Origin of the sequence: Marinomonas sp. BSi20584, assembly GCF_002792415.1 — a bacterium.
Lineage (GTDB): Bacteria > Pseudomonadota > Gammaproteobacteria > Pseudomonadales > Marinomonadaceae > Marinomonas > Marinomonas polaris.
In genome coordinates, this window is record NZ_KZ454877.1 from 160,886 (window position 1) to 187,470 (window position 26,585).

General features: G+C 42.8%; 24 protein-coding genes and 6 tRNA genes. 10 read left to right on the forward strand and 20 right to left on the reverse strand.

Annotated features, from left to right (window positions below):
* Positions 1-109: 109 nt before the first annotated feature.
* The 5 genes from recD to TY87_RS10490 form a co-directional block, all read right to left on the reverse strand.
* Positions 110-2,044: an exodeoxyribonuclease V subunit alpha gene (gene recD, locus TY87_RS10470; RefSeq protein ID WP_100187041.1), complete on the reverse strand. Its 1,935-nt coding sequence runs from the start codon at positions 2,042-2,044 to the stop codon at positions 110-112.
* Positions 2,031-5,789: an exodeoxyribonuclease V subunit beta gene (recB, locus tag TY87_RS10475; RefSeq protein ID WP_100187042.1), complete on the reverse strand. Its 3,759-nt coding sequence runs from the start codon at positions 5,787-5,789 to the stop codon at positions 2,031-2,033. Before recB ends, recD begins: the two co-directional genes overlap by 14 nt.
* Entirely contained in the window at positions 5,786-9,181 is a 3,396-nt protein-coding gene (recC, locus tag TY87_RS10480; protein WP_100187043.1) for an exodeoxyribonuclease V subunit gamma, read from the reverse strand. The genes recB and recC overlap by 4 nt, the downstream gene beginning before the upstream one ends.
* A 158-nt stretch (positions 9,182-9,339) precedes the next feature.
* Positions 9,340-9,415 (reverse strand) — tRNA-Ala (locus TY87_RS10485).
* A 74-nt stretch (positions 9,416-9,489) separates the two neighbouring features.
* Positions 9,490-9,565, reverse strand: a tRNA-Ala gene (locus TY87_RS10490).
* A gap of 190 nt (positions 9,566-9,755) precedes the next feature.
* On the opposite strand from TY87_RS10490, the gene TY87_RS10495 reads away from it, so the two are divergent.
* The gene (locus TY87_RS10495; RefSeq protein WP_072841192.1) at positions 9,756-10,982 is read left to right on the forward strand and encodes an EAL and HDOD domain-containing protein; all 1,227 of its coding nucleotides are present in this window, start codon (positions 9,756-9,758) and stop codon (positions 10,980-10,982) included.
* A gap of 75 nt (positions 10,983-11,057) precedes the next feature.
* A tRNA-Leu gene (locus TY87_RS10500) sits at positions 11,058-11,142 on the forward strand.
* 180 nt (positions 11,143-11,322) lie between these two features.
* On the opposite strand, the gene TY87_RS10505 is transcribed toward TY87_RS10500, so the two are convergent.
* Positions 11,323-11,754, reverse strand: a complete 432-nt coding sequence (locus TY87_RS10505; RefSeq protein WP_072841191.1) for an acyl-CoA thioesterase — start codon at positions 11,752-11,754, stop codon at positions 11,323-11,325.
* A gap of 128 nt (positions 11,755-11,882) precedes the next feature.
* Positions 11,883-12,320, reverse strand: a complete 438-nt coding sequence (locus TY87_RS10510; protein ID WP_100187044.1) for a DUF4156 domain-containing protein — start codon at positions 12,318-12,320, stop codon at positions 11,883-11,885.
* A 193-nt stretch (positions 12,321-12,513) separates the two neighbouring features.
* Between TY87_RS10510 and TY87_RS10515 the strand changes: the two genes are divergently transcribed.
* The gene (locus tag TY87_RS10515; protein WP_100187045.1) at positions 12,514-12,711 is read left to right on the forward strand and encodes a CPXCG motif-containing cysteine-rich protein; all 198 of its coding nucleotides are present in this window, start codon (positions 12,514-12,516) and stop codon (positions 12,709-12,711) included.
* A gap of 192 nt (positions 12,712-12,903) precedes the next feature.
* Here the strand turns inward: TY87_RS10515 and TY87_RS10520 are convergent, their stop codons facing one another.
* The 4 genes from TY87_RS10520 to TY87_RS10535 all read right to left on the reverse strand — a co-directional run bounded on the left by TY87_RS10520 (position 12,904) and on the right by TY87_RS10535 (position 16,480).
* On the reverse strand, positions 12,904-14,778 hold the full coding sequence (locus TY87_RS10520; RefSeq protein ID WP_100187046.1) for an AIPR family protein: 1,875 nt from the start codon (positions 14,776-14,778) through the stop codon (positions 12,904-12,906).
* A gap of 166 nt (positions 14,779-14,944) precedes the next feature.
* Entirely contained in the window at positions 14,945-15,211 is a 267-nt protein-coding gene (locus tag TY87_RS10525) for a BRCT domain-containing protein (RefSeq protein ID WP_100187047.1), read from the reverse strand.
* A gap of 73 nt (positions 15,212-15,284) precedes the next feature.
* Positions 15,285-16,130, reverse strand: a complete 846-nt coding sequence (locus tag TY87_RS10530) for an ImmA/IrrE family metallo-endopeptidase (RefSeq protein WP_100187048.1) — start codon at positions 16,128-16,130, stop codon at positions 15,285-15,287.
* 8 nt (positions 16,131-16,138) lie between these two features.
* Positions 16,139-16,480 carry a helix-turn-helix domain-containing protein gene (locus tag TY87_RS10535; RefSeq protein ID WP_100187049.1) on the reverse strand — a complete coding sequence of 114 codons (342 nt, stop codon included), beginning with the start codon at positions 16,478-16,480 and terminating at the stop codon, positions 16,139-16,141.
* A 227-nt stretch (positions 16,481-16,707) separates the two neighbouring features.
* On the opposite strand from TY87_RS10535, the gene TY87_RS22605 reads away from it, so the two are divergent.
* Positions 16,708-16,884: a hypothetical protein gene (locus tag TY87_RS22605; protein ID WP_198432074.1), complete on the forward strand. Its 177-nt coding sequence runs from the start codon at positions 16,708-16,710 to the stop codon at positions 16,882-16,884.
* Between the two features lie 339 nt (positions 16,885-17,223).
* Here TY87_RS22605 and TY87_RS10540 read toward each other — a convergent pair whose 3' ends face one another.
* The 9 genes from TY87_RS10540 to TY87_RS10580 all read right to left on the reverse strand — a co-directional run bounded on the left by TY87_RS10540 (position 17,224) and on the right by TY87_RS10580 (position 23,578).
* Positions 17,224-18,243 (reverse strand): site-specific integrase, encoded by a 1,020-nt coding sequence (locus TY87_RS10540; protein ID WP_100187050.1) that lies wholly within the window; start codon positions 18,241-18,243, stop codon positions 17,224-17,226.
* A gap of 174 nt (positions 18,244-18,417) precedes the next feature.
* Positions 18,418-18,503, reverse strand: a tRNA-Leu gene (locus TY87_RS10545).
* Between the two features lie 11 nt (positions 18,504-18,514).
* A tRNA-Cys gene (locus TY87_RS10550) sits at positions 18,515-18,588 on the reverse strand.
* A 23-nt stretch (positions 18,589-18,611) separates the two neighbouring features.
* Positions 18,612-18,686, reverse strand: a tRNA-Gly gene (locus tag TY87_RS10555).
* 96 nt (positions 18,687-18,782) lie between these two features.
* Positions 18,783-19,343 carry a CDP-diacylglycerol--glycerol-3-phosphate 3-phosphatidyltransferase gene (gene pgsA, locus TY87_RS10560; RefSeq protein WP_012070917.1) on the reverse strand — a complete coding sequence of 187 codons (561 nt, stop codon included), beginning with the start codon at positions 19,341-19,343 and terminating at the stop codon, positions 18,783-18,785.
* A 45-nt stretch (positions 19,344-19,388) separates the two neighbouring features.
* Entirely contained in the window at positions 19,389-21,212 is a 1,824-nt protein-coding gene (gene uvrC / locus TY87_RS10565) for an excinuclease ABC subunit UvrC (RefSeq protein ID WP_100187051.1), read from the reverse strand.
* 18 nt (positions 21,213-21,230) lie between these two features.
* Positions 21,231-21,872 (reverse strand): response regulator, encoded by a 642-nt coding sequence (locus TY87_RS10570; protein ID WP_100187052.1) that lies wholly within the window; start codon positions 21,870-21,872, stop codon positions 21,231-21,233.
* A 121-nt stretch (positions 21,873-21,993) separates the two neighbouring features.
* Entirely contained in the window at positions 21,994-22,863 is an 870-nt protein-coding gene (locus TY87_RS10575) for a replication protein P (protein ID WP_232617106.1), read from the reverse strand.
* Positions 22,772-23,578: a DnaT-like ssDNA-binding domain-containing protein gene (locus TY87_RS10580; protein WP_100187054.1), complete on the reverse strand. Its 807-nt coding sequence runs from the start codon at positions 23,576-23,578 to the stop codon at positions 22,772-22,774. Before TY87_RS10580 ends, TY87_RS10575 begins: the two co-directional genes overlap by 92 nt.
* 337 nt (positions 23,579-23,915) lie before the next feature.
* On the opposite strand from TY87_RS10580, the gene hpf reads away from it, so the two are divergent.
* The 6 genes from hpf (at position 23,916) to TY87_RS10610 (ending at position 26,501) form a co-directional block, all read left to right on the forward strand.
* Positions 23,916-24,233: a ribosome hibernation-promoting factor, HPF/YfiA family gene (gene hpf, locus TY87_RS10585; RefSeq protein WP_100187055.1), complete on the forward strand. Its 318-nt coding sequence runs from the start codon at positions 23,916-23,918 to the stop codon at positions 24,231-24,233.
* Between the two features lie 165 nt (positions 24,234-24,398).
* Entirely contained in the window at positions 24,399-25,052 is a 654-nt protein-coding gene (locus tag TY87_RS10590; RefSeq protein WP_100187056.1) for a Bax inhibitor-1/YccA family protein, read from the forward strand.
* An 88-nt stretch (positions 25,053-25,140) separates the two neighbouring features.
* Positions 25,141-25,533 (forward strand): sulfurtransferase complex subunit TusD, encoded by a 393-nt coding sequence (gene tusD, locus TY87_RS10595; protein WP_100187057.1) that lies wholly within the window; start codon positions 25,141-25,143, stop codon positions 25,531-25,533.
* Positions 25,534-25,537: 4 nt separating this feature from the next.
* Entirely contained in the window at positions 25,538-25,885 is a 348-nt protein-coding gene (locus TY87_RS10600) for a DsrE family protein (protein ID WP_100187058.1), read from the forward strand.
* Between the two features lie 2 nt (positions 25,886-25,887).
* The gene (locus TY87_RS10605; RefSeq protein ID WP_072840971.1) at positions 25,888-26,175 is read left to right on the forward strand and encodes a DsrH/TusB family sulfur metabolism protein; all 288 of its coding nucleotides are present in this window, start codon (positions 25,888-25,890) and stop codon (positions 26,173-26,175) included.
* Between the two features lie 5 nt (positions 26,176-26,180).
* A complete protein-coding gene (locus TY87_RS10610; protein ID WP_100187059.1) occupies positions 26,181-26,501 on the forward strand; it encodes a TusE/DsrC/DsvC family sulfur relay protein in 321 nt (106 codons plus the stop codon).
* Positions 26,502-26,585: the final 84 nt, after the last annotated feature.

The window sequence follows — 26,585 nt, forward strand, 5'->3', positions numbered from 1 at the left end:
ACCCTAACATAAAAAAATCACATCAAGAATCGCGTAACAAGATTATTTAGCTTGAGCTTTTATTCGCTTTTTAAAGGTTTTAAGAATAATGGAGTCGAATACCTCAATATCAATGCCAAAGCTCGCCAATAAGTCCAGAATAACGCTGAATACGAGTAGTGGTCGCTGCCCGAATCAATCCGTCTGATCCCCACAAAGCAAACACCTTCTTTGCACGAGTGATGCCCGTATAAAGCAATTCTTTAGTTAACACTGGGGAAGGTGTCATAGGCAATAACAAGGCAACCTGATCGAATTCAGAGCCTTGGGATTTATGTACCGTCATCGCAAAGACCACTTCAAACTCACTCAAACGACTCGGTAACAAGCCGGTAAAGGAGCCATCCGGCTGCATAAACCACACGCGAAGACGCTGAAACTCATCTGGCATACAAAGGCCAATATCACCGTTAAACAAGCCCAATGCTGCATCATTTCGGGTTAGCATTACGGCTTTTCCGGGATACCAAACATGGGGGTCTTTTACTCGTCCTCGCTGATAAAAATACTGTTCCAGCTGGGCATTCACCTTCTCGACACCAAACTCACCTTGGCGAACCGCTGTCAAAATTTGATAACGTGAAAACACTTCGTACAACTTGGCAATATCTAGATTCTGACGCACCGCTTCCCAATAATCGTCATAACCTTTAGCCAATGTCGCGATATCGGCTTTGGTTTGCCCTTCTTCTGGTGCTCGCCACTCAACATCAGCGTAATTAGACTGCAGACAACGCAAAACAGCCTGACTGTCGCCTGCGTTCATGGCTTTTGCCAAGTGTCCGATGCCACTATTAGCGTCAAAGCGATAACTGGTGCGTAACAAAGTAAGCGCTCGGCTAATTGGCGGAGCCGATGGATTACCAAACGGAGCAAGATTTTCCCCAGTAAGATTACCAAGGCGTTCAGCCCATTCTGGTTGGAAGTAAACCTCTTCGATGCCATAGGAAAAATCTCCTAACACACTGCCCGCTTCTACCGAGGCAAGCTGGTCTTTGTCTCCAAGTAAGATCAATCGCGCATGGGTTGGCATCGCATCGATCAATTTCGCCATCATTGGCAAATCCACCATGGACACTTCGTCCACCAGCAACACATCCAAATGCAGAGGGTTTTCTTTATTGTGCTTAAAACGGCTGCGTCCAAATTCGCTGCCTAATAAACGATGCAAGGTACTGGCTTGTTCTGGAATAGCAAGTTTAACCTCATCACTTAATGGCAAATCTGCTTTGGCTTTTGAAATAGACTCTGTCAAACGTGCTGCAGCCTTACCTGTTGGTGCAGCCAACTCAATACGCAACAACTTACCTTCAGCAAGCGACTGAGCCACCAGCAACGCCAACAAGCGTGTCACAGTTGTTGTCTTTCCAGTTCCGGGGCCACCGCTAATAACAGAGAAAGGCAAACTAGCCGCATTGGCAACCGCCACTTTTTGCCAATCTACAACGTCCGCTTTGTTAGGAAAAAGTTGCGCTAATAAACCCGCATTCACAGTAAAAGGCGCAACAGAAAATTGCCCTTTGAGATAGTTAAGTACCTGTTGCTCATATTGGAAATAACGATACAAATACAAACGCGTGCCTGCCAATACCATCGGACGTTCAGTGACACTCTCTGCTAACGAAACCAAACGACTCGCCTGCAATGCTTCACACCAAGCAGCAACACTATTCACGCCGCTACTTCCTAACGCCGTTCGTAACTCGTCTAGGTCAATGCCTTCTGGCGGCATTTGCCAAATGGCCGCCAGATCAATACAAATATGACCTGCACCAAGATAAGCGCTGCACAAAGCACCGGCGATATGAACAGCATTATTACCTTGGTCTGGATTGCCTTCGTTGGCGTGTTGAGCCAATTGTTCAATCCACTGACAATCAATCGCTCGCAATATGCCTTTGGCCTGCCAATCCAACAAACTGAATGATGTTACTACCTGAGAATTTTCCTCAAGCGTTTTTTCATTAAGAGAGTCAAGCAAACCTAGCTGGTTAGAAAAGTCCATATTGCACGGCTCCTTCATTTGATGAGTCATTCTGCGCTTTATCTAAGTTGTCGCCGCTAAACAAGGCATCCAGTGCATTAACATGCTCAAGTGTTAAACGACTTTGGAAAATACCCGTTTGCTGTTCTGGCTGCATACCGCGGAGGAATAAATACACCACGCCGCCAACATGTTTGTCGTAATCATAATTTGGCAAACGCTGCTTCAATAAGCGATGCAGAGCCAAGGTATAAAGTTGATATTGCAAGTCGTATCTGTGCTCGGCGATGGCATGAACCAGCTTGTCTGGCTCGTAATCGGCAAAGTCGTCACCCAAATAATTAGACTTATAATCCAACACGTAATAACGACCTTGATATTCGAACAGTAAATCGATAAAACCTTTTAACATGCCTTTTAAGGGGCGATCCTGAATCATCGGTGCGACTCGCGACACGTCATCGTACTCACGAGAAATCCGATCCAGCTGCAAGGCGTTCATGCCAGTCACAGGAATAAAAAACTCCATTTCTTTGCGACAGGCCGATGGCGCCAAACTCCCCAGACTCATTCCCGCAATTAACTCGGTATTAACGATATCGGGCAGCCATTCGCTCAATACATCTTGCCATTCATCAAAACCCTGACGTTCGTAAAAATCAGCCATCAGCTTATGGTGACTGGTTTTTAATAAGTCTTTAAAGCTCGGATTAGCTGACACATCATGCAATGCTTTACCTTCCAGCGTGTCATGCAAGAACGTTCCAGGCTTTGCGCCTTTGGGAAAGGTAAAACGATTCTTTTCCGGTTCCTTTTGCTGTAGCTCCAATGGCGACTCAGGCACTTCCATATTGTCCAGCAAAGGATCGACGAAACGCGTCATTTCATCCAAACCGGGTACACTTTCATCGTGATACTCTTTATCTTCCACCACCAGCGAGGAATAACTGCCGACCCACCAATCTCGTTCCACACGTCCGGTAAAGTCTCGTGCATGAGGTTCGATCAATTCGTCCTGCACCTTATTAAAAGCCGCCATTTTGAATCGTGGTAAACGCTGTGGTTCTTCAGGCAAATCCAATAACTGCATTTGACCATCTTGATAACGCTCACAAAGGCGTTTAATACTTGGATACAAATCGCCAGCCTCAAGCGACTCGCCTTCACCAATCAAAGCACCAACACCACTAAGATGAACATCCGATACGGCGCCACGCGTCTTATTAGACTTTTTGCCCACTTCCATTGAACCAATAAAACACGCCTCTTTGGAACGAGTTAACGCCACATAAGCCAAACGAATTTCCGCCGCGTACAGTTCCTCTTTGTGCAACTCGGTTTGCGCTTCATCAGGATCAATAGCGATCCACAATTGCTGCTGAGCATCGTGATACAAAGCGGAACTGTCCTGATCGCGATACGGCGTAAGCGCGAAAGGCAAATAGACTATTGGATATTCCAAGCCCTTACTTTTATGAATGGTGACGATTCGAACCAGTTCCGCGTCGGTTTCAAGGCGAATCTTTTGCTCGTCACTGTTGCCGTTTGGATTTTGAATCGCCAATCTGAGATAACGTAAAACACCTTCTTTAGAGTCCAACTCAAGAGACTTCTGCTGGAGCTTTTCGGTCAAATGCAAAAAATCAGTTAAGCGACGTTCGCCACCAGTATGACTGAGCATATTCGCCGCCAAGGCAACGTCCTGCATAAACTCGCGCAACATAGGCAACAAGCCTTGCTTGTCCCAGAGCTCTAAATAATCTCGGAACGCTTGTCCCCATTTCTCATACACCACGTCGTCGTGATTTAACGTGTCCAAGTCTTCCAATGACCAATCAACCAGGCTGGTTGCCAACGCCGAACGCAGTTTGCTTTCTTGCCCATTGGATAAAATCGCCGTCAGCACGATCAATAATTCTCGCGCTTCGACGGTTTCGAACACGGAACCTTTATCGCTCAAATACACACTGGCGATGCCACGCTGGCGCAATGCATCTTTCAAGGCATTGGCCTGGCTAAAGTTGGTTACCAATAAGGCAACATCTTTTGGTCGCACGCCTTTGCCATCAATGAGAGCTTCGCCTTGCTGTCCTTCCAACAACAACTCATGAAGATGCGCTGCGCACGACTCCGCCATAGTTTGACGATATTCTTTGACAGAAACTGGCTCGTCACTGCGTTGATACAAAAATTGCAACGCGGCTTGCGTTTGACCTTGTCGAGAAAAACCACCTACAACGCCCCGATCTTGCACTTCAACAAAGGGAATCCCGGTGACGCGAAAGGGTTCAGCTTGCGTAGTAAAAAGTCCATTCACCGACTGGATCATTGCCGCAGAAGAACGATAATTGGTTGCCAAAGAATACACACTGTCGACACGTTTCTTTGCTGCCAAATAGGTGTAAATGTCCGCGCCACGAAAGGCATAAATTGCCTGTTTTGGATCACCAATCATGATCAAACCAAGCGTATTTTGATCCACTTGCGCTGGCGCATAAATGGTGGAGAAAATTCGATATTGCACCGCATCTGTGTCTTGGAATTCGTCGATCAGAGCAATGGGATAAAGGTGACGAATACGTTCGGCTAATTTGCCCGCTTCGTCTTTCGTTAACGCCACATCGAGAGAGGTTAGCAAATCGGTAAAGGTCAGCGATTGCGTACTGCGCTTCCAGCGTTTCATGCGTTCTTGCGTTTGCTGCCAAAGCTGAGTTAGCAATACGGCTTTTAATCGCCCTGCATCAGGAAAGCTTTCACGCAGCGCTTGCACCAAGCCAAAGAATTCGTGAGCCGGCAGGTCGCCACCTTTGCTCAATCGGCTGGCGTGCTCATTGGTATCAAATTTCTCGAGACTTTTGTCTAGTTCAAAACGCGTCGAGTTCGCCCATTGCGTGATGGCTTGAATGTCTTTCGACGGATCTTTACGCCAAAAGGTACGTTTAATACCGCTGCGCTCAAGGGCGTCAATGATGTCTTGCGATTGATCAAGCCACATAGCACGAACCGTTGTCATGGTTTGTTGAGCCTGACTTAACGCGCTTTCCCAATCGTAATCAGGTACAGCAATTTTGGCGTCAGGCTGGTTATTCAATAAATATAAGTCTTTCAGCAAAGCATCTGGGTTCGACCAAATAGGTTGAATCAAAGCGGCCTTGGTGTCGTCCATCGGATAAAACACACTGCGCCAAACGTCTTTCACCGCCATAGACAATGGCGCGAGCTCGTCGGTCTCAATGGTTTGTTGAAATAGCATGCGACTTTCAAAGGCGTTCTGGCTCAACATGCGCTGACAAAAACCATGAATGGTAAATACTGCAGCTTCGTCCATTTGCTTTTCGGCATACAGTAGCTTTTCAATGGCGCCAGCGCGTTGTTCGTCTGACATTTGCGCTAGCCAATCAGCCAGAAACACATCACTACTTTCGCCTTGCAACAAGGCTTTTCGCGCTGTCCGTATGCGTCCACGAATCCGCGCTTTTAGCTCGGCGGTAGCGACTTCGGTAAAGGTCACCACCAAGATTTGATCCACTGTCAGCGGTTTATCTAAATCTCCGTTATTTCCAGATAAAGACTGCCCAGTCGGCACCAGCAAGCGCAAATACAAGTTGGCTATCGTGTAGGTTTTCCCTGTGCCCGCGCTGGCTTCAATTAAGCGTTTGCCAAATAATGGAAAGGTTAAGGCATCGAGCGGCTCAGGTATCATATTTAAGGTTTCTGCATTGGCTGAAGACTCATTAGCAAAAGCTAGGTCGTTAGAAAGACTCATTCCATCACCTCCAAATGACGATGCATGGGCAACCAAATTTGCTCACACAAGGCGACAAACTGCGCTTTTTGGCGATTTAAATCAGGGAAATAACGCTGCCAATAAGCATCGTCCACTTCACTGCGAGTAAAGGCGCTGCTGTTGTCTTGATACAGTTTCAACGCCTGCTCCCAAGCGATATCCGCGTCTTCTTGCGTTTTACTCGAACAATAGCTTTTGCACCATGCATCGGCGCTTTTGGCTGGCAAAGCAATCGGCTGACATAAGCCTTGCTGCAACAAAGCCAGCATATTATTCAAATGTTCTTGGGCATCGTTTGGCGGAATGATAATAAAACTGTGCTGAAGCAACTTGCCGGTTTTGGTCAGATTAATAAGATGATGCTGTTTTGGCGTTCCTTGGGCGCATAAGGCCAAATGCTCGATCCACGCCTGCATTTTTTGATGAGCGGATAAATCACCGATGCGATAAGACAAACGCGTGGTCGCCGTCGGTAAATCCAACCACGCTTGCAGTACAATACTGCCAAGCGCCAAATTGACTTCAATCGGTTCACACTCTTCCAACGCATAACCTTGCAATACAGACAACAACTGACGGCATTGTCCACGGCTCTGCTGCAAAGACAAACGCCCTAACGCGCCATAAGGCAATGCGCCCATCAAAGACAAACGCTCGACGAATTGATCTTCATCGCCTTTTAGCATGGCTTGCAGCAAGCCTTCGCGTAATTGATAGCCCGTTAAACCATCCAAAGCGAACGGCTCGTCTTCTTTTTCTTCCTCTTCTTGCAGGCTCAAATAGGCTTTTAATCGACGCTGAGTAAAGTAACGCGTCGGATGCCCAATAAAGCGCGACAGCTCGTCAAGAGCAAGGTCTAATCTTGGTTGCTCTAAGCCATCGAGTGGAGAAAAATCTTGGAACTCATCTTCAACGGGTACACTAAGCAAGGCTGGCAGCCATTGCTCGTCATAACTGTATAAGCGTTTATCGAACCGAGCTGCCTGTTCGTGCGACGAGCCTTGCGGTTGAAAGTAATAGGCCGCGTTAAAAGGCTGCAACGGATGCTCGAGAATCAGTCGCTCTAACAAGGCTTTCAGCGCTTCGTCTGGCGCTAATGCTTGATCGCCTTCAAACACGCAACTCTGGCCGATATATTCCAACAACTCGCTTACTAATATCGACGGATTCTTTTCGCTGTTGTCTTGAATGCTGCGACCAACATAACTGATATAGAAACAATCTCGGGCTGACATTAAGGCTTCAAGGAACAAATATTTATCGTCTTCACGTCGGCTTCGGTCGCCGCTGCGATATTGTCCGACCATCAGGTCAAAACCCATCGGTGCAACGCTACGTGGATAATCGCCCTCGTTTAAACCCAACACACAAATAACTTTAAAAGGCACCGAGCGCATTGGCATCAAGGTACAAAAGTTCACTCGTCCTGCAAGGAATCGTTGACCGCCTTGGGATTCTTGCAATAACGGCGACAGCAACTGACGTAACACTTGCTGATCCAATGGTGCATCAAAATGCGCTTGCTGCCATTGCAGCGTTAACGCGTCTAGCTGCTTACTCAACAAGGCAGGAAACGCATCGTCTTCGTCGACCAAAAAAAATCGTTCCGCCAAATAATACAAGGTTGAAATCCATTCTTTCGGGGCGAGAGATTCCATCAATTTCGCTTGAGTATCATTAATGGCGACCAAAAACTCAGCGAGTTTACCGGCCACAGACGCTTCTAAACCTTCCACATCGCCGTAACTTAACGTGCCTTCCCAAATATGGTCATGTCCCATGGCGTAACCCAATAACATGCGGCGCACGCCATTCAGCCAAGTATGAGACTCTTGCATCGGTAAATCGTGCTGTTGAGCGGTTTTGCCATCCAACCCCCAGCGAATACCCACTTCTGTTGACCACTGGCGAATACGTTCTAATTCATCGGCGGTTAACTCAAAACGCGCCAACACGGCGGGAACTTCTAATACGCTGATCAATTCTGACAAGGTAAAACGGCTTTCACCCAAACCAAGCAAATACAAATAGGCATCAACAATTGGGTTTTCCATGCCACCAGATTGGTCAATCAAAGCAAATGGAATGTGTTTTCTGCCCTGTGCGCCACCTTTAATATTACCGAAGACGGCTTTAACAAACGGGCTGTAGGTGTTTACGTCGGGCAACATGACGATAACGTCTTTTGGCGTCAAGCTCGGATCGCTCTCGAACATTTGCAAAAGTTGGTCGTGTAACACTTCCACTTCCCGCAATGGACTATGACAGAGGTGTACACGAATACTTTGATCATCAACAGCAATGGGATGTCGATAATCGGCATTGGCGATGCTGGCGTCTCTTTCTTGTTTAGAGCCGTGATTTTCTAAAGTCAGTACATCTTGCTGAATCCATTGCAACAAGCCACTTGAATGCTCACTCAGATAGTCTTCAAAGACTTCTAACTCGTTGTCAGCCATCTCTTGCAGCTGAGCAATATAATCTCGACCTAAGCGCCCCCAGCTTGCCAACAGAGGATTAGCATCAAGATGCAAGGTATCGGTACTCAATCCAGGCTTTAGGGTTTGGCGTTTTATCTCACGACCTAAGTAATGTTTATCAACCACATCACCCCAATAAAAACGACAAGGATTCTGTAAAAACAAGTGCACATCAATCCAGCCAGAAGCGGCCAATACACGAAGAGATTCGAGAGTATTTGGCGGCAAGGAAGACACGCCAAAAATAAAGATTCGTTCAGGCACACCAATAGGTCGCATAGAGGATTGAGTCTTGTCATGCAAGGCTTCAATAAGATTGCTGCGATGATAAAGCGACGTGCCCTGCTGGCTGACATCAGCGACCAGATCTCGCCACAAAATGGCTTGCCAAGGTTGCTGCTCAAAGATAGCTTTCAACTTGGGGTCTTGTGCTTCGCCACCTTCCCAAGATTTGATCCAATCAGGGCGATACACCAGATATTGGTCATAAATATCGGCAATGCTACTACATAACTGGAAGCGGCGGATTTGGGTATCGTCTTCTTCAAGATACCAACTCAACGCCTGAAATTCTGGGTCACCAAGACGAGAGTTCAGCAAACGCATTAAGCGCCATACTAAGAAAGGCTTGTTAAATTCACTTTGCGCCGGAATATCGTCTAGGCTTTGCGCAAAAGTTTGCCAAACAAAGGTAGAAGGCAAAGGAAACACCAAACCCGCGGCAATAGAATGAGACTCGGCCAGAAACATCTTCAGCCATTGCGCCATACCGGGGTTCTGCACCAAGATAGATTCATCATCAAACGGATTTTCTGGCGGTGAAATAGCCAAAATCTTCGCAAGCAACACGGCCAAATCCTCTAGACGGTTACTTGTGTAAAGTTGAAACATGCACGAATCCTAGGCTTCAGAAAAAGAATCAATAAAGTTAAAAGACAAAGTGAAATAAACCTCAACCAATAGTTTAAGCTGTGAATAAGCCTAACCTTGGAAGCGACAAAAAAGAAGGACTGAATGCTTTAAATGAAACAGAAGTTGAGTGATTAAATTGGTGGAGCTAAGCGGGATCGAACCGCTGACCTCTTGCATGCCATGCAAGCGCTCTCCCAGCTGAGCTATAGCCCCACAAAACGCTTAGCGTAAGTGGACAGAATATCCTAGGAATGTTGTTTTCCAATTACTAATGAGTTAACGGTAATTGGTGGAGCTATGCGGGATCGAACCGCAGACCTCTTGCATGCCATGCAAGCGCTCTCCCAGCTGAGCTATAGCCCCAAAAACAGGCGTGAATTTTATGGGCGCTTCTACATGCTGTCAACCTTTTTGCAAAGCACTAGCAGAATATTTAAGTAGTAAAAACAACAAAACCTAACACGTAGAACATTGTTATGATCAACATACTTATGTTCTGATAGGCCTTTATTTTATCAATATTAAAAAAGCCTTATTAAATAAGAGAAGCTCAATGATCGAATTTCCAACGGTATTAGATGATCTAATGATGGCTCAGCAACCAATACTCAAAAAGACAAAAGAGATTTTTGGTTATGAACTTTTATTCCGTGGAAAAGATTCCTTGAACGCTAACATTGCAGATGGTGAAACTGCCACCAGCCAAGTATTAGTTAATTTATGCATTGGCATTACCAAGCTAGAATCCCAATTAAGAAAACCTTTTTTTATTAATATGACAACCGACCTTATGTTGTCAGATGCTTTTTTTCCCATTGATCCAGACACTGTCTATATCGAAATTCTCGAAAAGCAAAAGCTGACGCCGGAGTTTTTTGCTGCATTAAAAAAATGGCGTTCCGCTGGTTACCGATTTGCCCTAGACGATTATCAATTTGATATCGATTACCAAGCCCTTTTACCTTGGGTATCTATCGTGAAAATAGATGTTCTGGCGACACCACCAGAACAACATCTAGCACAAATAGCAGAACTTAAGTCTAGAGGCTTGATCTTACTCGCAGAAAAAGTCGAAGACTTAGCCATGTTTGAGCTATGCAAAAAACTCGGCTTCGATTTATTTCAAGGCTATTTTTTGCAGCGCCCCGAACTCATCAAGGGCAAAAGAATCGACTCAGCAATACATGGCGCCATTGAACTAGTTAATGCTTTGCAGAATAAAGACATTAGTATTGAAGCAATCGCGGACTTAGTGACCAAAAACCCTAAACTTTCTTATCAATTACTACGAATACTAAATAGTCCAATATGCGGAGTTTATAAAACCGTTGTATCTATCAAAGAAGCAGTCATCTTTTTGGGATTGGTACAATTAAAGAAATGGGCGTTACTCATCACCCTCACTTCATCAACAAACCAACCTAAAGCACTACTTAAAGTGCTATTGACTCGTGCACGCTGTTGTCAACTACTTGCCGAGAGCAAAAAATCGCCTCTCGCAGACTCTGCATTTATGGTTGGACTGATGTCTGGCATAGATGCAGTTTTCAATGTCGAAAAGACAGTCGCATTAGAACAAATTGCTCTAGATAAAAATGCCTTAGACGCCATTATGAACCAGACAGGGGAACTTGGATCTTACCTAACGCAAACATTAAGCTGTGAAGAGCAGGACTGGGATAATATTCATTCCTTGAGTCCTGCGGAAAGAACGATTCTAAATAGAGCATTTTTAGACGCTATGTTGTGGTCTGAAGAGGTCATGCAGTCGATTAATTAAATTAAATGTATTTTTTTTCGTTAAACGATTGACACCTATACAAAAAAATATAGAATGCGTTTCACCTTTTTCAAGGCCAGTGTGGTGGAATTGGTAGACACGACGGATTCAAAATCCGTTGCCTTCGGGTGTGGCGGTTCGAGTCCGCCTACTGGTACCAACAATAAAAAAGCGCTTACTTCGGTAAGCGCTTTTTTTTGCTCTCAACTTTTAGCCAACGGATTACATTTAGTCAATCAAGTACCTTCAATCAATTAAGGTAACTCATTCCGAACTAAACCAATGCTCACTAAAAATCTATTTTTAATAAGCACAGGCAAGTCGAGCAATGGAACGACGATCAATGATCGTCAAAACCATGCAATACATAATCTGGTAAATCTTCTTCTTTAGGTATTGGCGTCGACGATCCTGATTCATCAATCGCAACAAACTTAAACATACCTTCTGTTACTTTTTCGCGCTGACCAATACGGCCACGACGAACCCAGGCTTCCACTAGAATATTCATTGAAGTACGGCCAACCGACTCAACCCTAGTATAAACACCTAAAATATCACCGACTTTTACTGGTCGAATAAAACTCATGCCATCCAAAGCAACCGTCACCACACGAGATTGAGCACGCTGACCCGCACATATACCAGCCGCGATGTCCATTTGCGATACAACCCAACCACCAAAAATATCGCCTGCTGGATTAGTATCTCCCGGCATAGCAACCGTCCTAGTCGTAAGACGACCTTTTGCCTTTTCTTCAAACTCTGACATAACTTTCTCTCAATCAATTTGCTCTGTTCACTAAGAGCAAGTGTATCTGTTTATATAGACTGAGAGTAACAACAAAATACTATCTCAAGCATTTAAAAAAATTATAACAACACTTTTAAACAAGAGACTTATTTCACCGAGTCAGTCTCATAAAAAATAGCCGTTCCTTTCGCTTCTGTTGTCGGGAACGAGAAGCTCGAACCAATAGACGTTCCTATCCCGCCACCGCTACCAGCACTAATACCAACGCCGGTTCCTAAACGTCTAAAAGACAGCTGCGTGACTTCATCTAAAATCACCCCATTCGCACCTATTTTAGCCGCCTGTTCTTTTAACTCTTGAGTGGCCTTCTCTTTTCTAGAATCTTCCGTAAAACCGTTATCACTAGAAGCCCTCACAGTGCCAATAACTTTATAATCAAACGCTGGCACTTCTTCAAATACAGTCACTTGTTCCACCTCAAGCTCTGGCAACTGCTGCCCAGTCACAACATGAGACCCAGAAGAACAACCAAACAACAACACAGGTAACGCTAAAACGGATAAGTATTTAATAGAATTAATCATAACAGCACCCCACCTTAGAAGCTCAAATCATAGCAGTGTTGCACAAAGAGCGTGAAAGCAGATCGATAAAAGTGTGGATTTTCGTATAAAAGCTATAAAACAAACCGAATAACCTGCAAGCTAACAGACAAATTATTACCTATGATTAAAGTACAAATAACTTTATACGCGCAAAGCCAGATGAGAGGTGCAAATGAGCGAATTACTAGAAACAGACATTTCATGCCCCTACTGCGGCGAAAGCATCGACGTCGTGATAGAAGTGCTAGATGAAAGCCAAGAATACATAGAAGACTGCCAAGTCTGCTGCCGCCCGATCACCTTCAACATCGACACCGCCTTCGACGGCTCAACCTCAGTTTCAGTTCACTCGGAAAATGAGACGTATTGAGAAGAAGAAACACCAGCTAGCGCTGGGTCGCCAGCGACGTAATGTCCTGGGCACTGGCTCAAAAAATGACGCATTGAGTTGATTTGCAACAGACATAAAAAACCGCCAAAGTGAAGTGACCCCCAATAGTTGGACTATCCAATTACTGGGGGTCTTTTTATGTCTTTTAACATTAAATATATTTTTCAGCAATTAATGGACTAAATTATCTTCAATAATAGCCATATCATCATCATCAAAATCAATTTTATTTTCTTTTTTTGTTGATAGCCTTTCAATATCGTCTATCGTTATAGTAGATTTATTTAGTGTTTCTAAAAGCATTTCAAAATGGGCATTTTTAGTAATTAAGTTTATTGCTTTTTCTGCTTCCTCTTCTTCGTTTTCATTCCCACTCTCAACTTCAGTTGACATTATATTAGATGCATAAACAAAGCATTGTTTTATAACCTTCTTATTATCCTCGTTAAACGACTTTACAATATAATTTGATAAATTAACTTCATTACCAAACTTTTCTTTAAGATATTTTTCCAATATCACTTTAGACATTGATAATATATGAAATCCATTTGTAAAATGAATACTATCTAATTCAAATGAGCTTGAATCAGTTAATATATCCAACATACAAAATGAAGCAAAAACATCAACCTCTTTGGTTTCTTTATTAAAAATTGTTTCATAAAGTCCGTCAGGATTTTCTTTATGAGATACAAAAATCAAGTCTTCTCCTGTATTTTCTCTATTCAAAGCGGCGCTAAATACCAGCACAGGTTTAGACAAATAAAATGCTAAATGTGCTGATGCAACTATATTATTAGGAACTTTAAAAATTCCTTTAGGGGTCTTCCTAAATTCACCTGAACGCTTCTCATACCAGTAATCTGTACTATAAAAATAATTTTGAATTTTAATTTGAACACTATCTGAAGACCAAAAATCTCTTTCCGATACAGGGTTTTGTGAATTGGTAAATTTAGTAACCTTTAAATCAAAATCTTTGCCTCCTGATTTTAATAACCGTAAAGTCACTCTTGCTTCAGCATCGATTATTTTACGTTCATCAGGCGATGCTTCTAAATAAGCTGTATATATTGAATATGCAGTTTGAGCACCATTAATAATTTGTAGCCCTGTAACCTCAAAATTTTGAGCCTGACTTCCTATCGGCGGAATAAACCTACTAATCGCTGTTATACCATTATTATAATACCAAAAATATGAAGGATCATTTCTTAAAGAGTTAATGATTTCTTTATTAATTGATGATGAAACAAGAGGATTCCTTACATTTTTATCAAAAAGAGAAACACCGTATCTTTCAACCAAATCAAAAATGGTTTTTGGCACGATATTAAAAACATGAGCTTCAAATGGTTTATTTATTTTTAAAAAATTACGTTCATCATCACTAACAATATTCAATTTTATTTTTTCATATTCTGGATTATAAATTTTCTCTAACGGGTTAGGCGGGAAACTTTTTTTGAAGTTAAAATCAATATAATCAAGCTTTATTCTATTTATATCAAATGAGTCTACAGAAACCTTACCACCAAAAAGTTTTTCAAATGATTTAATATTATTATCGGCTATGCCACAACTATTTTTAAGTGTAAGATAGAGGACTTTAACTTCTCCATTTGATTTTATATGACTGAGTAAATCATCATATCGAGAATTAAATCTATCATTTTCAGTTTTTTCTTTTTCACCACGTAATATACTTTGCACATCAGATAGGTAGGATTTTAAAACTTCCGACTCAAAATCTTTATCGCAATTTTTTTTCGTATTCCATTTAGATTGAACCAAATAAAAAATGGTATCACCTTGAGAGTTTTTTTTATCTAAAATAATATCACACGAATTATCACCGCTCCCATCTGTAATATAGCCTTCAATATTTGAAATGCCAGAATAAAAATTTAAAAACCAAATCAAAAAAGCATAAGATTTTTTTTGTTGATCTTGCTTGAATTTTTTATTAAGTGCTACACTATAACCTTCAGATATTTTAGATAATTCACCATCTAAGATATCATAAAAATCTATATTTTTCATTAAACCCCCTTATTATTAACGACTTCATAATCTTTCATTTTATCTAAATTACTATTTTTTAAAAAATCTAAAAAAAATAGATCTGGATAAAATTAAGTTTCTCACTTTTTCTCATGTTCACTTTCAATTTTTTTTAAAGTGTCACTTCTTAGCCATTGATAATGGACTAAATAAACCTAACCCACTCTTGTTCCGTTAGGATGATAAGCGGATGCCCGCTTTCTCTTAGTTCTATCGCTTTTTGTATCTTGCGGCCAAAGCTGGTGTGCTTCCAATCTGGCGATACTTGAGAACCAATCACCACGTAATGAATAGACTTGCTCGGGTCTTTGCGAGGCGTAGCGCCCAGCTTGATGGCAATCGCTTCTACTTCTTTGCGGGTGCGTGTGTTGAATACACCGGTAAAACAAATGGCCGCACGCTCGTGGTTCATGGAATCAATGATCCAATGCCGCCTGAATATTTACATTTAGCTTTTATGGACTCTTACTAGTTGCAAAGAATAATTAACAATCGACGCTGATCAACGTGATAGCGTAGCCATTCTTTTGAAAGTAGGTCTGCTCATAGATTTTTCCATCAAAGTCATCGGGTAAAGACTTAAACCAGCTATCATTGGTTAGTTGTTTCTCAGTGACAAGTTCTTCTGAAAATTCTGTCAAGGAGTTGAAGATGCTTTTTTCTGGCAGCAACTCTTTTTTCCAAAAACTAAATTCGCCAGGTAGAGCATCCCAATTAGCCCAGATATAGCTACATTGTCCAAAATTATAGCTGTGCACGACAGCAAGTGCTTTTTCAGGCAGGCTTTTCACACAATTATTTGCAAGAGGAGCGACACTAAACTCAGTTAGTTCAGACAGTTCTTTGATGAATTGCAGTGTTATTTCTTTACCTTCTATTGCTTTCATAAACAGATGCTTTGGTAGCAACAGCTCATTAGCAAAGTCGTTGGCTTCTCTTTCTCTCTCCGGAGTTGATGCATTTTTCCCAACAGATCCCGCTTCTAAGTCTGCGTGAGTTAGGTGGTTTCGATGGTGAGGGAAAAGAAAATGCGCGAGCTCATGGGCGATTGTAAAACGCTTACGATAGGGAGCATCTGGGAAATCTTTATAAAAGATAAAGCCACGCTCCTTGTTTTCATCAATTAGAAAACCCGGAGGGAATTTTGCAGATGGCTCTTCTTCAACGTCTGGAAGAGTCGCAATATCTACTATTGCTTCTATTCCACAGGATTTCGCTATTTTGTGAAGAGGAATCGGAAATGATAGTTTTGGAAGCTGCCTGAAGAGCTCTTTTATAAGTTCTTCAGGTGTATAGCAGTCGGCCCACTCCATCGGATCAAGCTTGTACATTCATTTCCTTATTTTGTTTGTTGTTTCCCCTGCTTGATTAGAGCCATTGCCATGTTTACGGCTTGTTTAATCGTCGCCTTGTCTGAATCGGTGAGATCTGAAGTATCAAACTCACGAAACATCAAACTCAGTTCATTTTGTTCATCTTTGCTTTCTAAGCCAACAAGGGAGTCCAGTGTTACGCTGTAGTATATGCTAAGTTCCTTTAGCAATTCTAGTGAGGGGTTCTTTGTTTTCCCCTTCTCTAGCTCCCATATATGAGGCTTAGATACACCAACAGCATCAGCAACAGCCTGAAGTGAGGCTTTTTTGCCTACCCGTAATTCTGTTAGTCGTTCAGCTAATGTCATTTTACACCTCCATGGTTTAATTGGTCGCGGATATTACTACAACACTTTTCGTATGTATATAGCAAACATATTTGTATGCCTATACATAACATACTAGAACACGCCGTTAGATAAATCTAACAAATTCGTACATTTTTAGTTGACGTTATTCAATATTGATCATATCATCTATGTTAGATGAGAAATCATCTATTCGTTAAACTAAATCTAACAAAATAGGAGATAGCATGGCTACTAACGGAAAATCAGGCGACAACCGACGACATGGAGCAGTAAAACAACGCTCCCAAACTCAAACCCCAAGTGGGCATTGGGTTAAAAGAGACGCAGAAACAGGACAGTTCATGGATGTGAAGACGTCAGATAAAACACCATTCAAAGGAGTGAGAAAGGAAAAAAAATAGGCTTTCATCACTAAAATGAAAGCCTATTTTTCTATTTGAGTTGAAAAGTAAGAATCGCCAAATTTTTACTTTCAGGCATATACCGGAGGTCTCTCCTGCAGGCAATGCGATATATCTAACAATATTAATCATAGCCGTAGTCAACTCATAATTCAATAGAGATCCCTCCTCTTCCTTTTTTAGTGGAGGTATTGATCATGAAAACGGTAAAAGACGTTCATGTTTCAGCTTACGCTAGGTTCAAGAATGGTCAATGGGAACATGTAATCTCTCATTGGCGCTCTTCTCCTAGATAAATACAAAGGGCATAGAGCAATCTATGCCCTTTTTTTCATCTCACTAATCCAACATCAAGGCTATGTCACCCATATCTGGTGCGTAGTACACCCTTTGTAAGATCCTTAGATCAGTATGGCCTGATATTTTCGCTAGGTTAAGTACGTCCACTTTAGTGGCTAGTCGTGTCAGTGCTTCTCGCCTTAGGTCATGAAAGTGAAGATCATCTATCAGGCACTTGTTGCGTATCTTTCTAAAATTCACATCAAGCGAATCAGACTTTAGGTTAAAGGCTTTCAGCTTGCAGTCATCTAGTGTTTTGAGCTTTTCCAACACTTTCACCGCTGTGGTGGATAACGGCACGGTACGAGGGTTACCGTTTTTTGTTTTGGGTAGATGAACGGTTCGTCTTTCTAAATTAACGTCTTCCCATGTTATGCCGCAAATCTCACCAGCACGCATGGCGGTTTCTATGGCAAAGACGATGGCCGCGCCGATACGTTCGCTCTTGGATTCTGGCGGTATGTCTATGTCGTATTGTGTGGCGATCATCAGCTGTTCAAATTCACCAGGCAACAGCCGTCTTGTTCTCGCTTCTGGTTCTTTGGGACGCTTCACCCTTGTCATTGGGTTTTCTTTCAACCAACCCCATTCCTTCGCACATTGGCTACAAATAGAAGAAAGCACAGTCCATTCACGTAACACTGTACCAACGGCCACTTTTTGTAGGCGTCTGTCTCGCCATTCGGCAAAGTGTTTTGATTGAAGATCTTGGAGGGAAATAAAACAAAGTGGGTCTGCAGGTTCGTCGGCGCTTTTGCCCAACCAGCGTTCGATTCTTCGGATTTCGAATTTTTGACCACGCTTGGTCACACTGACCGTATCACGGTAGCGTTCTAGCGCTTCACTAAAAGGACGATCTGGAATATCAGAAGAGGTGCTTTCTTTTGCTTCGCGTTCTAAATCAGACGCCCACGCTTGTGCGTCGCGCTTTGTAGAGAAGCCACGCTTCGTCTTACGCTTACCTTTCACGCTCACTTGAGCGCGCCATGATCCATCATCGGTTTTAAAAATAGACGCCACTGAATATTCTCCGGTGCAATGTGCGGTGCAGTTTCGGTGCAGAATTTCAGAAAAGATAGCATATAAGCGGAAAAGCTTACAATTTGAAGCAACACTAAGAAAATGCTGGAGAGTAGATATTTAAAGGGATTGAGCAAGATAAGAAAGTGCAGGCATAAAAAAAGGCACCATAAATGGTGCCCGGGACCGGAATCGAACCGGTACGCTTATTCAGCGCAAGATTTTAAGTCTTGTGTGTCTACCAATTTCACCACCCGGGCATATCTGATTTTGGAGGCCGGAGTCGGAATCGAACCGGCGTTCACGGAGTTGCAGTCCGCTGCATGACCACTCTGCCATCCGGCCTTCTATCAGATACATCTTTTGATTGGAGCGGGAAACGAGGCTCGAACTCGCGACCCCAACCTTGGCAAGGTTGTGCTCTACCACTGAGCTATTCCCGCGTCTCAAAAGACGGTGCCTATTCTATGTATTTGAGCTTTCACGTCAAGGGAAAAATCCAAATAAATAACTAACTTAGGCACTTTTTTTAAATCTGATTAGTTTTTGTTCGACTCTTTGGACTTTAGCTCAGGCCAAGCCGCTTTTAAGTAAATATACATAGACCAAAGGGTTAACAAGGCTGCTGCAATGAGTACCATCTCTCCCACATGGGCAGCCATGGTATCTGGTCGACTTCCTAGCAAGATGAAAATAGCCAACATCTGCATGGTGGTTTTCAGTTTGCCAATATAGGAAACGGCCACGCTGGCGCGCTTGCCCATTTCTGCCATCCATTCACGTAATGCTGAAATAACGATCTCACGGCCGACAATGACGGCGCTAGCTAACGTCAGCAATGGATTAGAGTAGCTAGCCACTAACAAGACTAAGGCAATCGAAACCATAAGCTTGTCGGCTACTGGGTCAAAAAAAGCCCCAAACGGAGTCGTTTGGTTAAGCTTTCTTGCCAAATAACCATCTAGCCAATCAGTAATGGCAGCCAAGGCAAAAATAATCGCGCAGGTGTAATAGCGCCCTTCCCACGGCAAGTAGTAAATAACCACCAAAATCGGGATCATAAAGATCCGTACGGAAGTTAATATATTTGGTATGTTCATCTTATTCCTAATTATTACGCTAAATGCACCAACACTCAGCCAAACTTAACTTTTATGAAGGTAGAGATAAATTTCTTCCGCTTTTTTGGCGCTAATCCCTTTCACCTTTGAAATATCTTCCTGGCTCGCTGAGAGTAGCTCTTGGTATCCACCAAAGGCCGTCAGCAACTCTTTACGTCGATTTGGCCCGATACCTGGAATATCTTCCAATACCGAGTGCCGACGTTTCTTGTCTCGTCTACGACGGTGAGTCTTTATCGCAAATCTGTGTGCTTCATCGCGAATATGTTGAATCAAGTGCAATGCAGCCGAATCTGGAGGCAACACAACTTCATCTTCTTTGGAGCCGATATATAAGGTTTCAAGACCCGGCTTACGAGTATCGCCTTTTGCGACCCCCAATAAGAAGATATTCACCAATCCCAATTCTTTTAATACAGTTTCAGCTTGAGTTAACTGACCTTTACCACCATCAATAAGCAACACATCTGGCGCTTCTAGCTCACCACTTTTGACGCGTTTATAGCGTCGAGTGAGTGCTTGCTTCATGGCACCGTAATCATCACCCGGTTCAACACCTTCGATGTTAAAGGAGCGATAGCGCTTTTTATCCGGTCCGTCAGGCCCAAACACCACACAAGACGCTACAGTTGCTTCGCCACTAGAATGACTAATATCAAAACATTCCATGTGCATTGGAGGTTCAGAGAAGCCTAACAACTTTTGCAATGCGGTTATACGGCTAAAATGATTACGCTTATCCGATAATCGCGCCTGTAAGCCTTGTTCTGCGTTGAGTTTCGCCAGCTCAAGCCAACGCGCACGCTGACCTCTTACATTGCTCAGGACTTCAATTTTTTTCTGGGTGGTTTCGAAAATACCTTCCACCAGCGCATCACCATCTTCTAGCTCGTGACTAATGATAAGCGTCTTAGGTAACTCTTGAATACCACCAAGATAAAATTGAGCGATAAAAGACGATAATAGTTCGCCTTCTGTGATTTCGATGGGCATTTTGGGGTAGTAGCTTTTGCTGCCAACAACTTTGCCTTTGCGCACCATCATTACATGAACACACAAACCACCAGGCTGAATAATAGAGGCAATAACATCTGCTTCGCCCGTTTGCCCATAAACATGCTGTTGCTCTTGGATGTGCTTGAGCTGAATGATTTGATCGCGTAACTCGGCGGCTCGTTCAAATTCCATATCCGCAGCAGCAGCGCTCATTTGCGTGGTAATTTCAGCTGTGAGCTCTTGATCTTTGCCTTGTAAAAACATGCGTGCGTGACGAACATCTAGCTCGTACTCTTCATCACTAATCAAGTTCACACAAGGCCCAGAACAACGCTTAATTTGATATTGCAAACAAGGCCGAGATCGATTCGAGTACGTACTGTCTTCGCACTGGCGCACCTTGAAGACCTTTTGCATGGTATTCAAACTTTCTTTTACAGCGCTGCCACTTGGAAAGGGACCGAACAAGGTACCTTTATCGGTTTTATCACCGCGACGAAACAGCAAAGCTGGATGAGGGTGATTCGATAATAAAATATAAGGATAAGATTTATCGTCCCGTAGCAAAATATTGTACGGTGGACGATGTTGTTTAATAAGCGTTTGTTCGAGAAGTAAAGCTTCCGTTTCGCTTTTAGTAACAGCAATTTCAATGGTGTGAATACGACTAACCAAGGCCATGGTTTTAGTCGTTAATCCGGTCACACGGAAATAGCTCGCGACACGATTTTTTAGATTTTTTGCTTTTCCAACATAAAGTAACTCACCTTTCACGTCGTACATGCGATAAACGCCCGGACGTGTGGTTAAGTTGCTGACAAAATGCTTCGGATCAAATTCTGAATGGCTCAAACAAACCTCGTTTTTCGCCTAGCCCATACCAAGCACATTGTAACGTACCGCTAAGTGAATCAGCTCGACATCGCTTTCAATGTTCAATTTTGTAAAAATACGAGTACGGTAAGTACTCACGGTTTTAGGACTCACACATAGGTGCTCTGCAATTTCGTTGGATTTTTTGCAATCCACGATCATTTGAGCCACTTGCAATTCTCTGTCTGATAATTGCCCCAATGGCGAACCTTGTCCATCGATAGAAAACTTAGACAGCGCCATTTTCTGAGCAATGCTTTTAGAAATATAATGCTCGCCTTTAGACACCATTTGAATAGCTTCTAATAGCTCTGACGTATTGGTGCCTTTAGTAAGATAACCGGATGCACCCGCTTCTAATAACTTCACTGGGTATAAATTATCATCAAGCGCAGACAAAGCAATGATCTTGGTTTTCGGCAAAATCCGCTTTATTTCTTTCGTTGCACCTAAACCGCCAATTCCCGGCATATGCACGTCCATCAAAATGATATCAGGCAATAATATCTTGGACTGAATAATGGCCTCTTCACCGCTATGCACAACACCTACTACCTCAACACCTTTTACATCCTGTAATACACGACTAATACCTTGGCTAACCACGTCATGGTCGTCAACAATCAATACTTTTAACATAACAACCTCACCAAAACTTTCCTACGCCTCGTGTCGATTTCTGCCTTACCTAGCATGAAATCGCCTATAGCATCCTGCTAATAAAAAATTATGTTATATAACAAATAGAAAAAGCGCACCGTTATTCAGGCAGCTTTTCTTTATATCCCATTTCTAAGAGCTTTTTTTGACTAATTTCGCGATAACGAGCTCGCACGCCAGACCCGTGTGTTTTTTGGGTGTAATAAAGTAAAGGCGCGATCTGTTCTTCATCAACCGATAAGTCACTAGCAATTTTACTAGATAAATCTTTCACGCTTAGTGTTTGCTTATCTTCGATCATAATCACTTTTGGAATCACTAAGCGTTCACCAGCAATCACTCGATCGACGATTTTTAAATAACTTTGCTCAAATAAAGGCCAGGTCACTCGCTCTTCTTCAGACTTTAATTTGTACCAACCAGCCTGAGACCCAGCAAAGAATACCGCATTATGACTCCATTTATATTGCAAAGGATCCGTTCGACAAGTACAAGCTTCAAGATATGCTGCACGCGGATCAGGCAAACCATAAGCTTTATAAGCGGTATTAATTAGTTTCAAAAAGTCTGCAATAGTTGGCGGCCATGTATGCTCTTCTTTTGTACGCTCTACTGCGTATGCCAACAACGGCTCTTGGAAACCTTTCAATGCAATCGCCCATTCACGCTTGGCTAGCTTAACTTCATCCGTTGTACTGTAAGCCGAGGCAAATTTATGGGTATAAATGGCTTTAAAACGCGCGAACAACATATTAACCAAAATACGTGTTTGCTGCTCAGCCTCTGTCGGACCCGATTCACGACTAGCATTACCAGCATTAGCATATCCTGAGTTATTGTACCCTGAATTATTGTACCCTGGATTGCCAGAGCCATACTCACCAGTCTGTGTCGTGGATGTTGTTGAGGGCGTCGCTAACCTGCTCTCTAGAGGTTTTAGTAAATTTTGTACTGCCTGAGGTTCCTTCATATGAAGACCTATCCGATTGTTTGTATTGCCACTGACGTTTTACGTATTTAAAAAATTCGCTGTTCCAAGTTCTGACATTTTTTCGCTGCTCTTTAATTCTCAGCAAAAACTCCGTTTGCAAAGACAAGGCAAAATCACGGGCGATGCCAGCTTGGCCAATTTGCTCTAACGTCGCTTCTTCAGGTTGCCACTGATCAGGTTGTCGAGCACGCTCTTTTTGCTCCAAATACAAGTCAAAATCAGTGATGCCTCGACGGTCATTCACCACTGGCGGAGATGGCGCTTGGTATTGTCGAACGGGCTGCTTCGCAGGATAGCTTTTAGGCTGCGGCGTAAATTCCTCAGTTTTCTCCCGAGACGCTTTGTGCAACCGATCCATTTTGCTCATCAAGGAATCGTCTTTAGCAGACGCTTCAGCAGCTGGTTTAATGGTTTGTGCCGCTTTTTGGGATGACACTAAATGAATCTCGAGTATTTCTTCTTGCCGCTGAAAGCTCAATAGTTGGCTAATTTGTAAGTTGGCCAACAATCGCATCAACATAGGCACAGTCCAAAATGGTAGCTGAACACTAAGTCGACTCATTTCAACTCGTAAAGCATTGGAGCCAATAAGATAAGCCTGCTGCTTCAAAAAGGTCAATAATACGGTTTCTTCTAACCCGATCTGGGCTGCCATTGAAAATGATATCGGTAATGAATAGTCGTTATCCAACATAAATCTCGCTTCGCATATTTAGCACCACAGTCTATCAAAAGCCGTTCCTATTAGCACGAGAACCTTAAAGTAACCTTGCTATCGATACAGAATGACGCTTGCCATTTTCATTGACCATTAGACTTTAGCAATAGAAGGATTTTATTCACTAACAAAACAACTGCTAAGCAATTTTGACAGCACTCAAAAACACTCCTATGCTCAAGTTGCGGCAATGCTTTTTATTCAACTCTCTCTAATACAGAACAACAGGGTAACGATAGATTTATAAAAGACAAATTAATAGAGAGTGTTTGGCATTGCCAGTTCCAAAAACATCATTCAGGAGGAAAGTAGTATGCACACTACCAAAATTTCTGGTCACCATATCGATGTAACCCCAGCCATAAAAGATCATATCAATGAAAAACTCAGCAAAATTTCGAAGCTTACAGACCAAATAACCTCGGTAAATGTCACTTTACTTAAGGACAACAAAAGTCAAAAAGCGGAAGCGATCGTACATATTCCAGGCAAAGAAATATTTGCCGCGGCCTCCTCTGAAGATAGATTATTTCACGCGATTGATGACATGGTTGACAAGTTAGCCAAGCAAATAGACAAATATAAAACCAAACAATCCAGTGCGCATCACAAACCTGTGACGACCCACTAGTTACCTAAAACCACTTAACTCTTCCTTCATTATTTTGAAAAAACACCGCGATTCTGCGGTGTTTTTCTGTATTTATACTTTAGATAAACAATCAAGCTTGAAGTTTGGAACTTTCAGCCGCATATTAAGTCTATTGATAGTCTTAAACCCTAAAGGAGTAATCTCATGCGTTACACAGAAGCCCTTTCGACACATTCGTCACAAGCGGCAAACAAAACGCTCCGCAATACTTACGGACTGTTGTCGCTTACCCTATTGTTCAGCGCCTTCACTGCGGGCATGAGCATGGCTTTCAACTTACCCCATCCTGGCCTAATTATTACTCTAGTAGGCTTTTATGGTTTGCTTTTCCTAACACACAAATTTAAGAACAGCTCTGCGGGTCTTCTTTGTGTGTTTGCGTTAACTGGATTTATGGGCATTACCCTTGGGCCTATATTAAGCATGTACATGAATATGCCTGGCGGCGGCAGCTTGATCATGAGTGCATTAGGCATCACAGGCCTATCCTTCCTAGGCTTATCTGCTTATGCACTTATTTCGAAGAAAGACTTCAGCTTCCTTAACGGATTCATCACTGTTGGTTTCTTTGTTTTATTGTTCGCGGTGATTGCTGGTATTTTCATTAAAATGCCTGCGCTACAAATTTTCATCTCTGCTGGTTTTGCGCTTTTCTCTGCGGCGGTTATTTTGTTGCAAACAAGCCAAATCGTACGTGGCGGTGAAACCAACTACATAGTTGCAACAGTGACTCTGTATGTTTCCATATATAACATGTTCCTAAGCGTATTGTCCCTTCTTGGTATGGCTCGCGATTAATAATCCGTCACACCAATACGAAAAGGCCGCTGACTGCGGCCTTTTTTATGTGTAAAATTTACTGCATCTCATACCAAGGTCATTTTTGATGCAATACACTCTGCTCATCACTGGTTCCCCATATCAAAGCAAGGCTTGCCACACAGCGCTTCGCTTTATCCATGCAGCTCTAAATAAATACCCTGACAGTATAAAAGGCGTATTTTTTTATGAAGACGCCGTGCTTATTGGCAACCAGACAGCACAGCCACCAAGAGATGAAATCAACCTAACCAAAGCTTGGCAAGAAATAGCAGAACAACACAAAGTCCCTTTGTATTTGTGCATTGCTGCTGCGGTAAGACGCGGCATCATTAACGAAAGTGAAAGCCGTCGTTATGAGTTAGAGCAACACACTCTTGCAGAGCACTTCCAGCTAGAAGGCTTGGGCACACTCGTTGATTTAATGAATACCACGAATAAAATCATTCAGTTTAGGTAACCTTATGAAACACACATTAATTCACCTAAACTCCAGCCCTTATTCCAGCTTAGCTTGCAAAGAAGGCTTAGATCTTGCTCTGGTTCTGGCCACCTTTGAACAGCCTGTCGATTTGTGTCTGTCTGGCGCCGCTCTCGCGATTTTGACGGATAATCAAGATCCAACAGCAGAGCAAGGTAAAAACCTACATAAGCTGCTAGCTGGGCTAGAATTTTATGATATTGAAAACATCTATATAGAAAAAGCTAATACATGGATTGAAGACAATCCAACGTGGCAAGGTGTTCAGTCTCTTGATGGTGCCGAATGGCAAACATTGTTCTCACAATACCAACAGGTTTTCCGGTTTTAATTATGCGACTTCACCAAATAAATCAACTCGATTACCCAGCAACGTTAGAAACAACTTGGCAAAATAGCGTGCAGGCTGGCGACCAAATATTGCTGATTGAAGAAGGCTTTTTAAGACTGATTCAGCACGCCAACACAATGCAAACGCTGGCCGAAGAAAAACACGCCGAAATCTACTATCTACAAAGCGATGCAACGGCTTATGGCTTATCACCACAATTAGGCACCGCTCTCTCAGAAGAAGAATGGGTCGATTTAACCTTTACTGCCGAAGCGAACATTAGTTGGTAATCAATATGACAAACAATACAGTAGTTCTAGACGAAGAAGGTTACTTGCTCAATCTACAAGACTGGACACCAGAGCTTGCCAATCAACTGGCGCAAGATGTTGACGTTGAACTAAGCGATGCTCATTGGGAAATTATTCATTTGTTGCGCGACTTCTATGAAGAGTTTGAAGTATCTCCTGCCATGCGACCACTGGTAAAAGCGGTATCAAAAAAACTAGGCGCAGAAAAAGGACGAAGCATTTATCTAATGACACTATTCCCCGGCAGCCCGCCTAAGTTAGCAGCAAAGATTGCTGGCCTTCCCAAACCAGCAAATTGCTTGTAGATCAGACAAAAAAACATGTAGGTCAGCCTTCAGGCCGTCAAAAGCCGGATCACACCAAACCAAAACCCTTGACGCGCTAAAGCA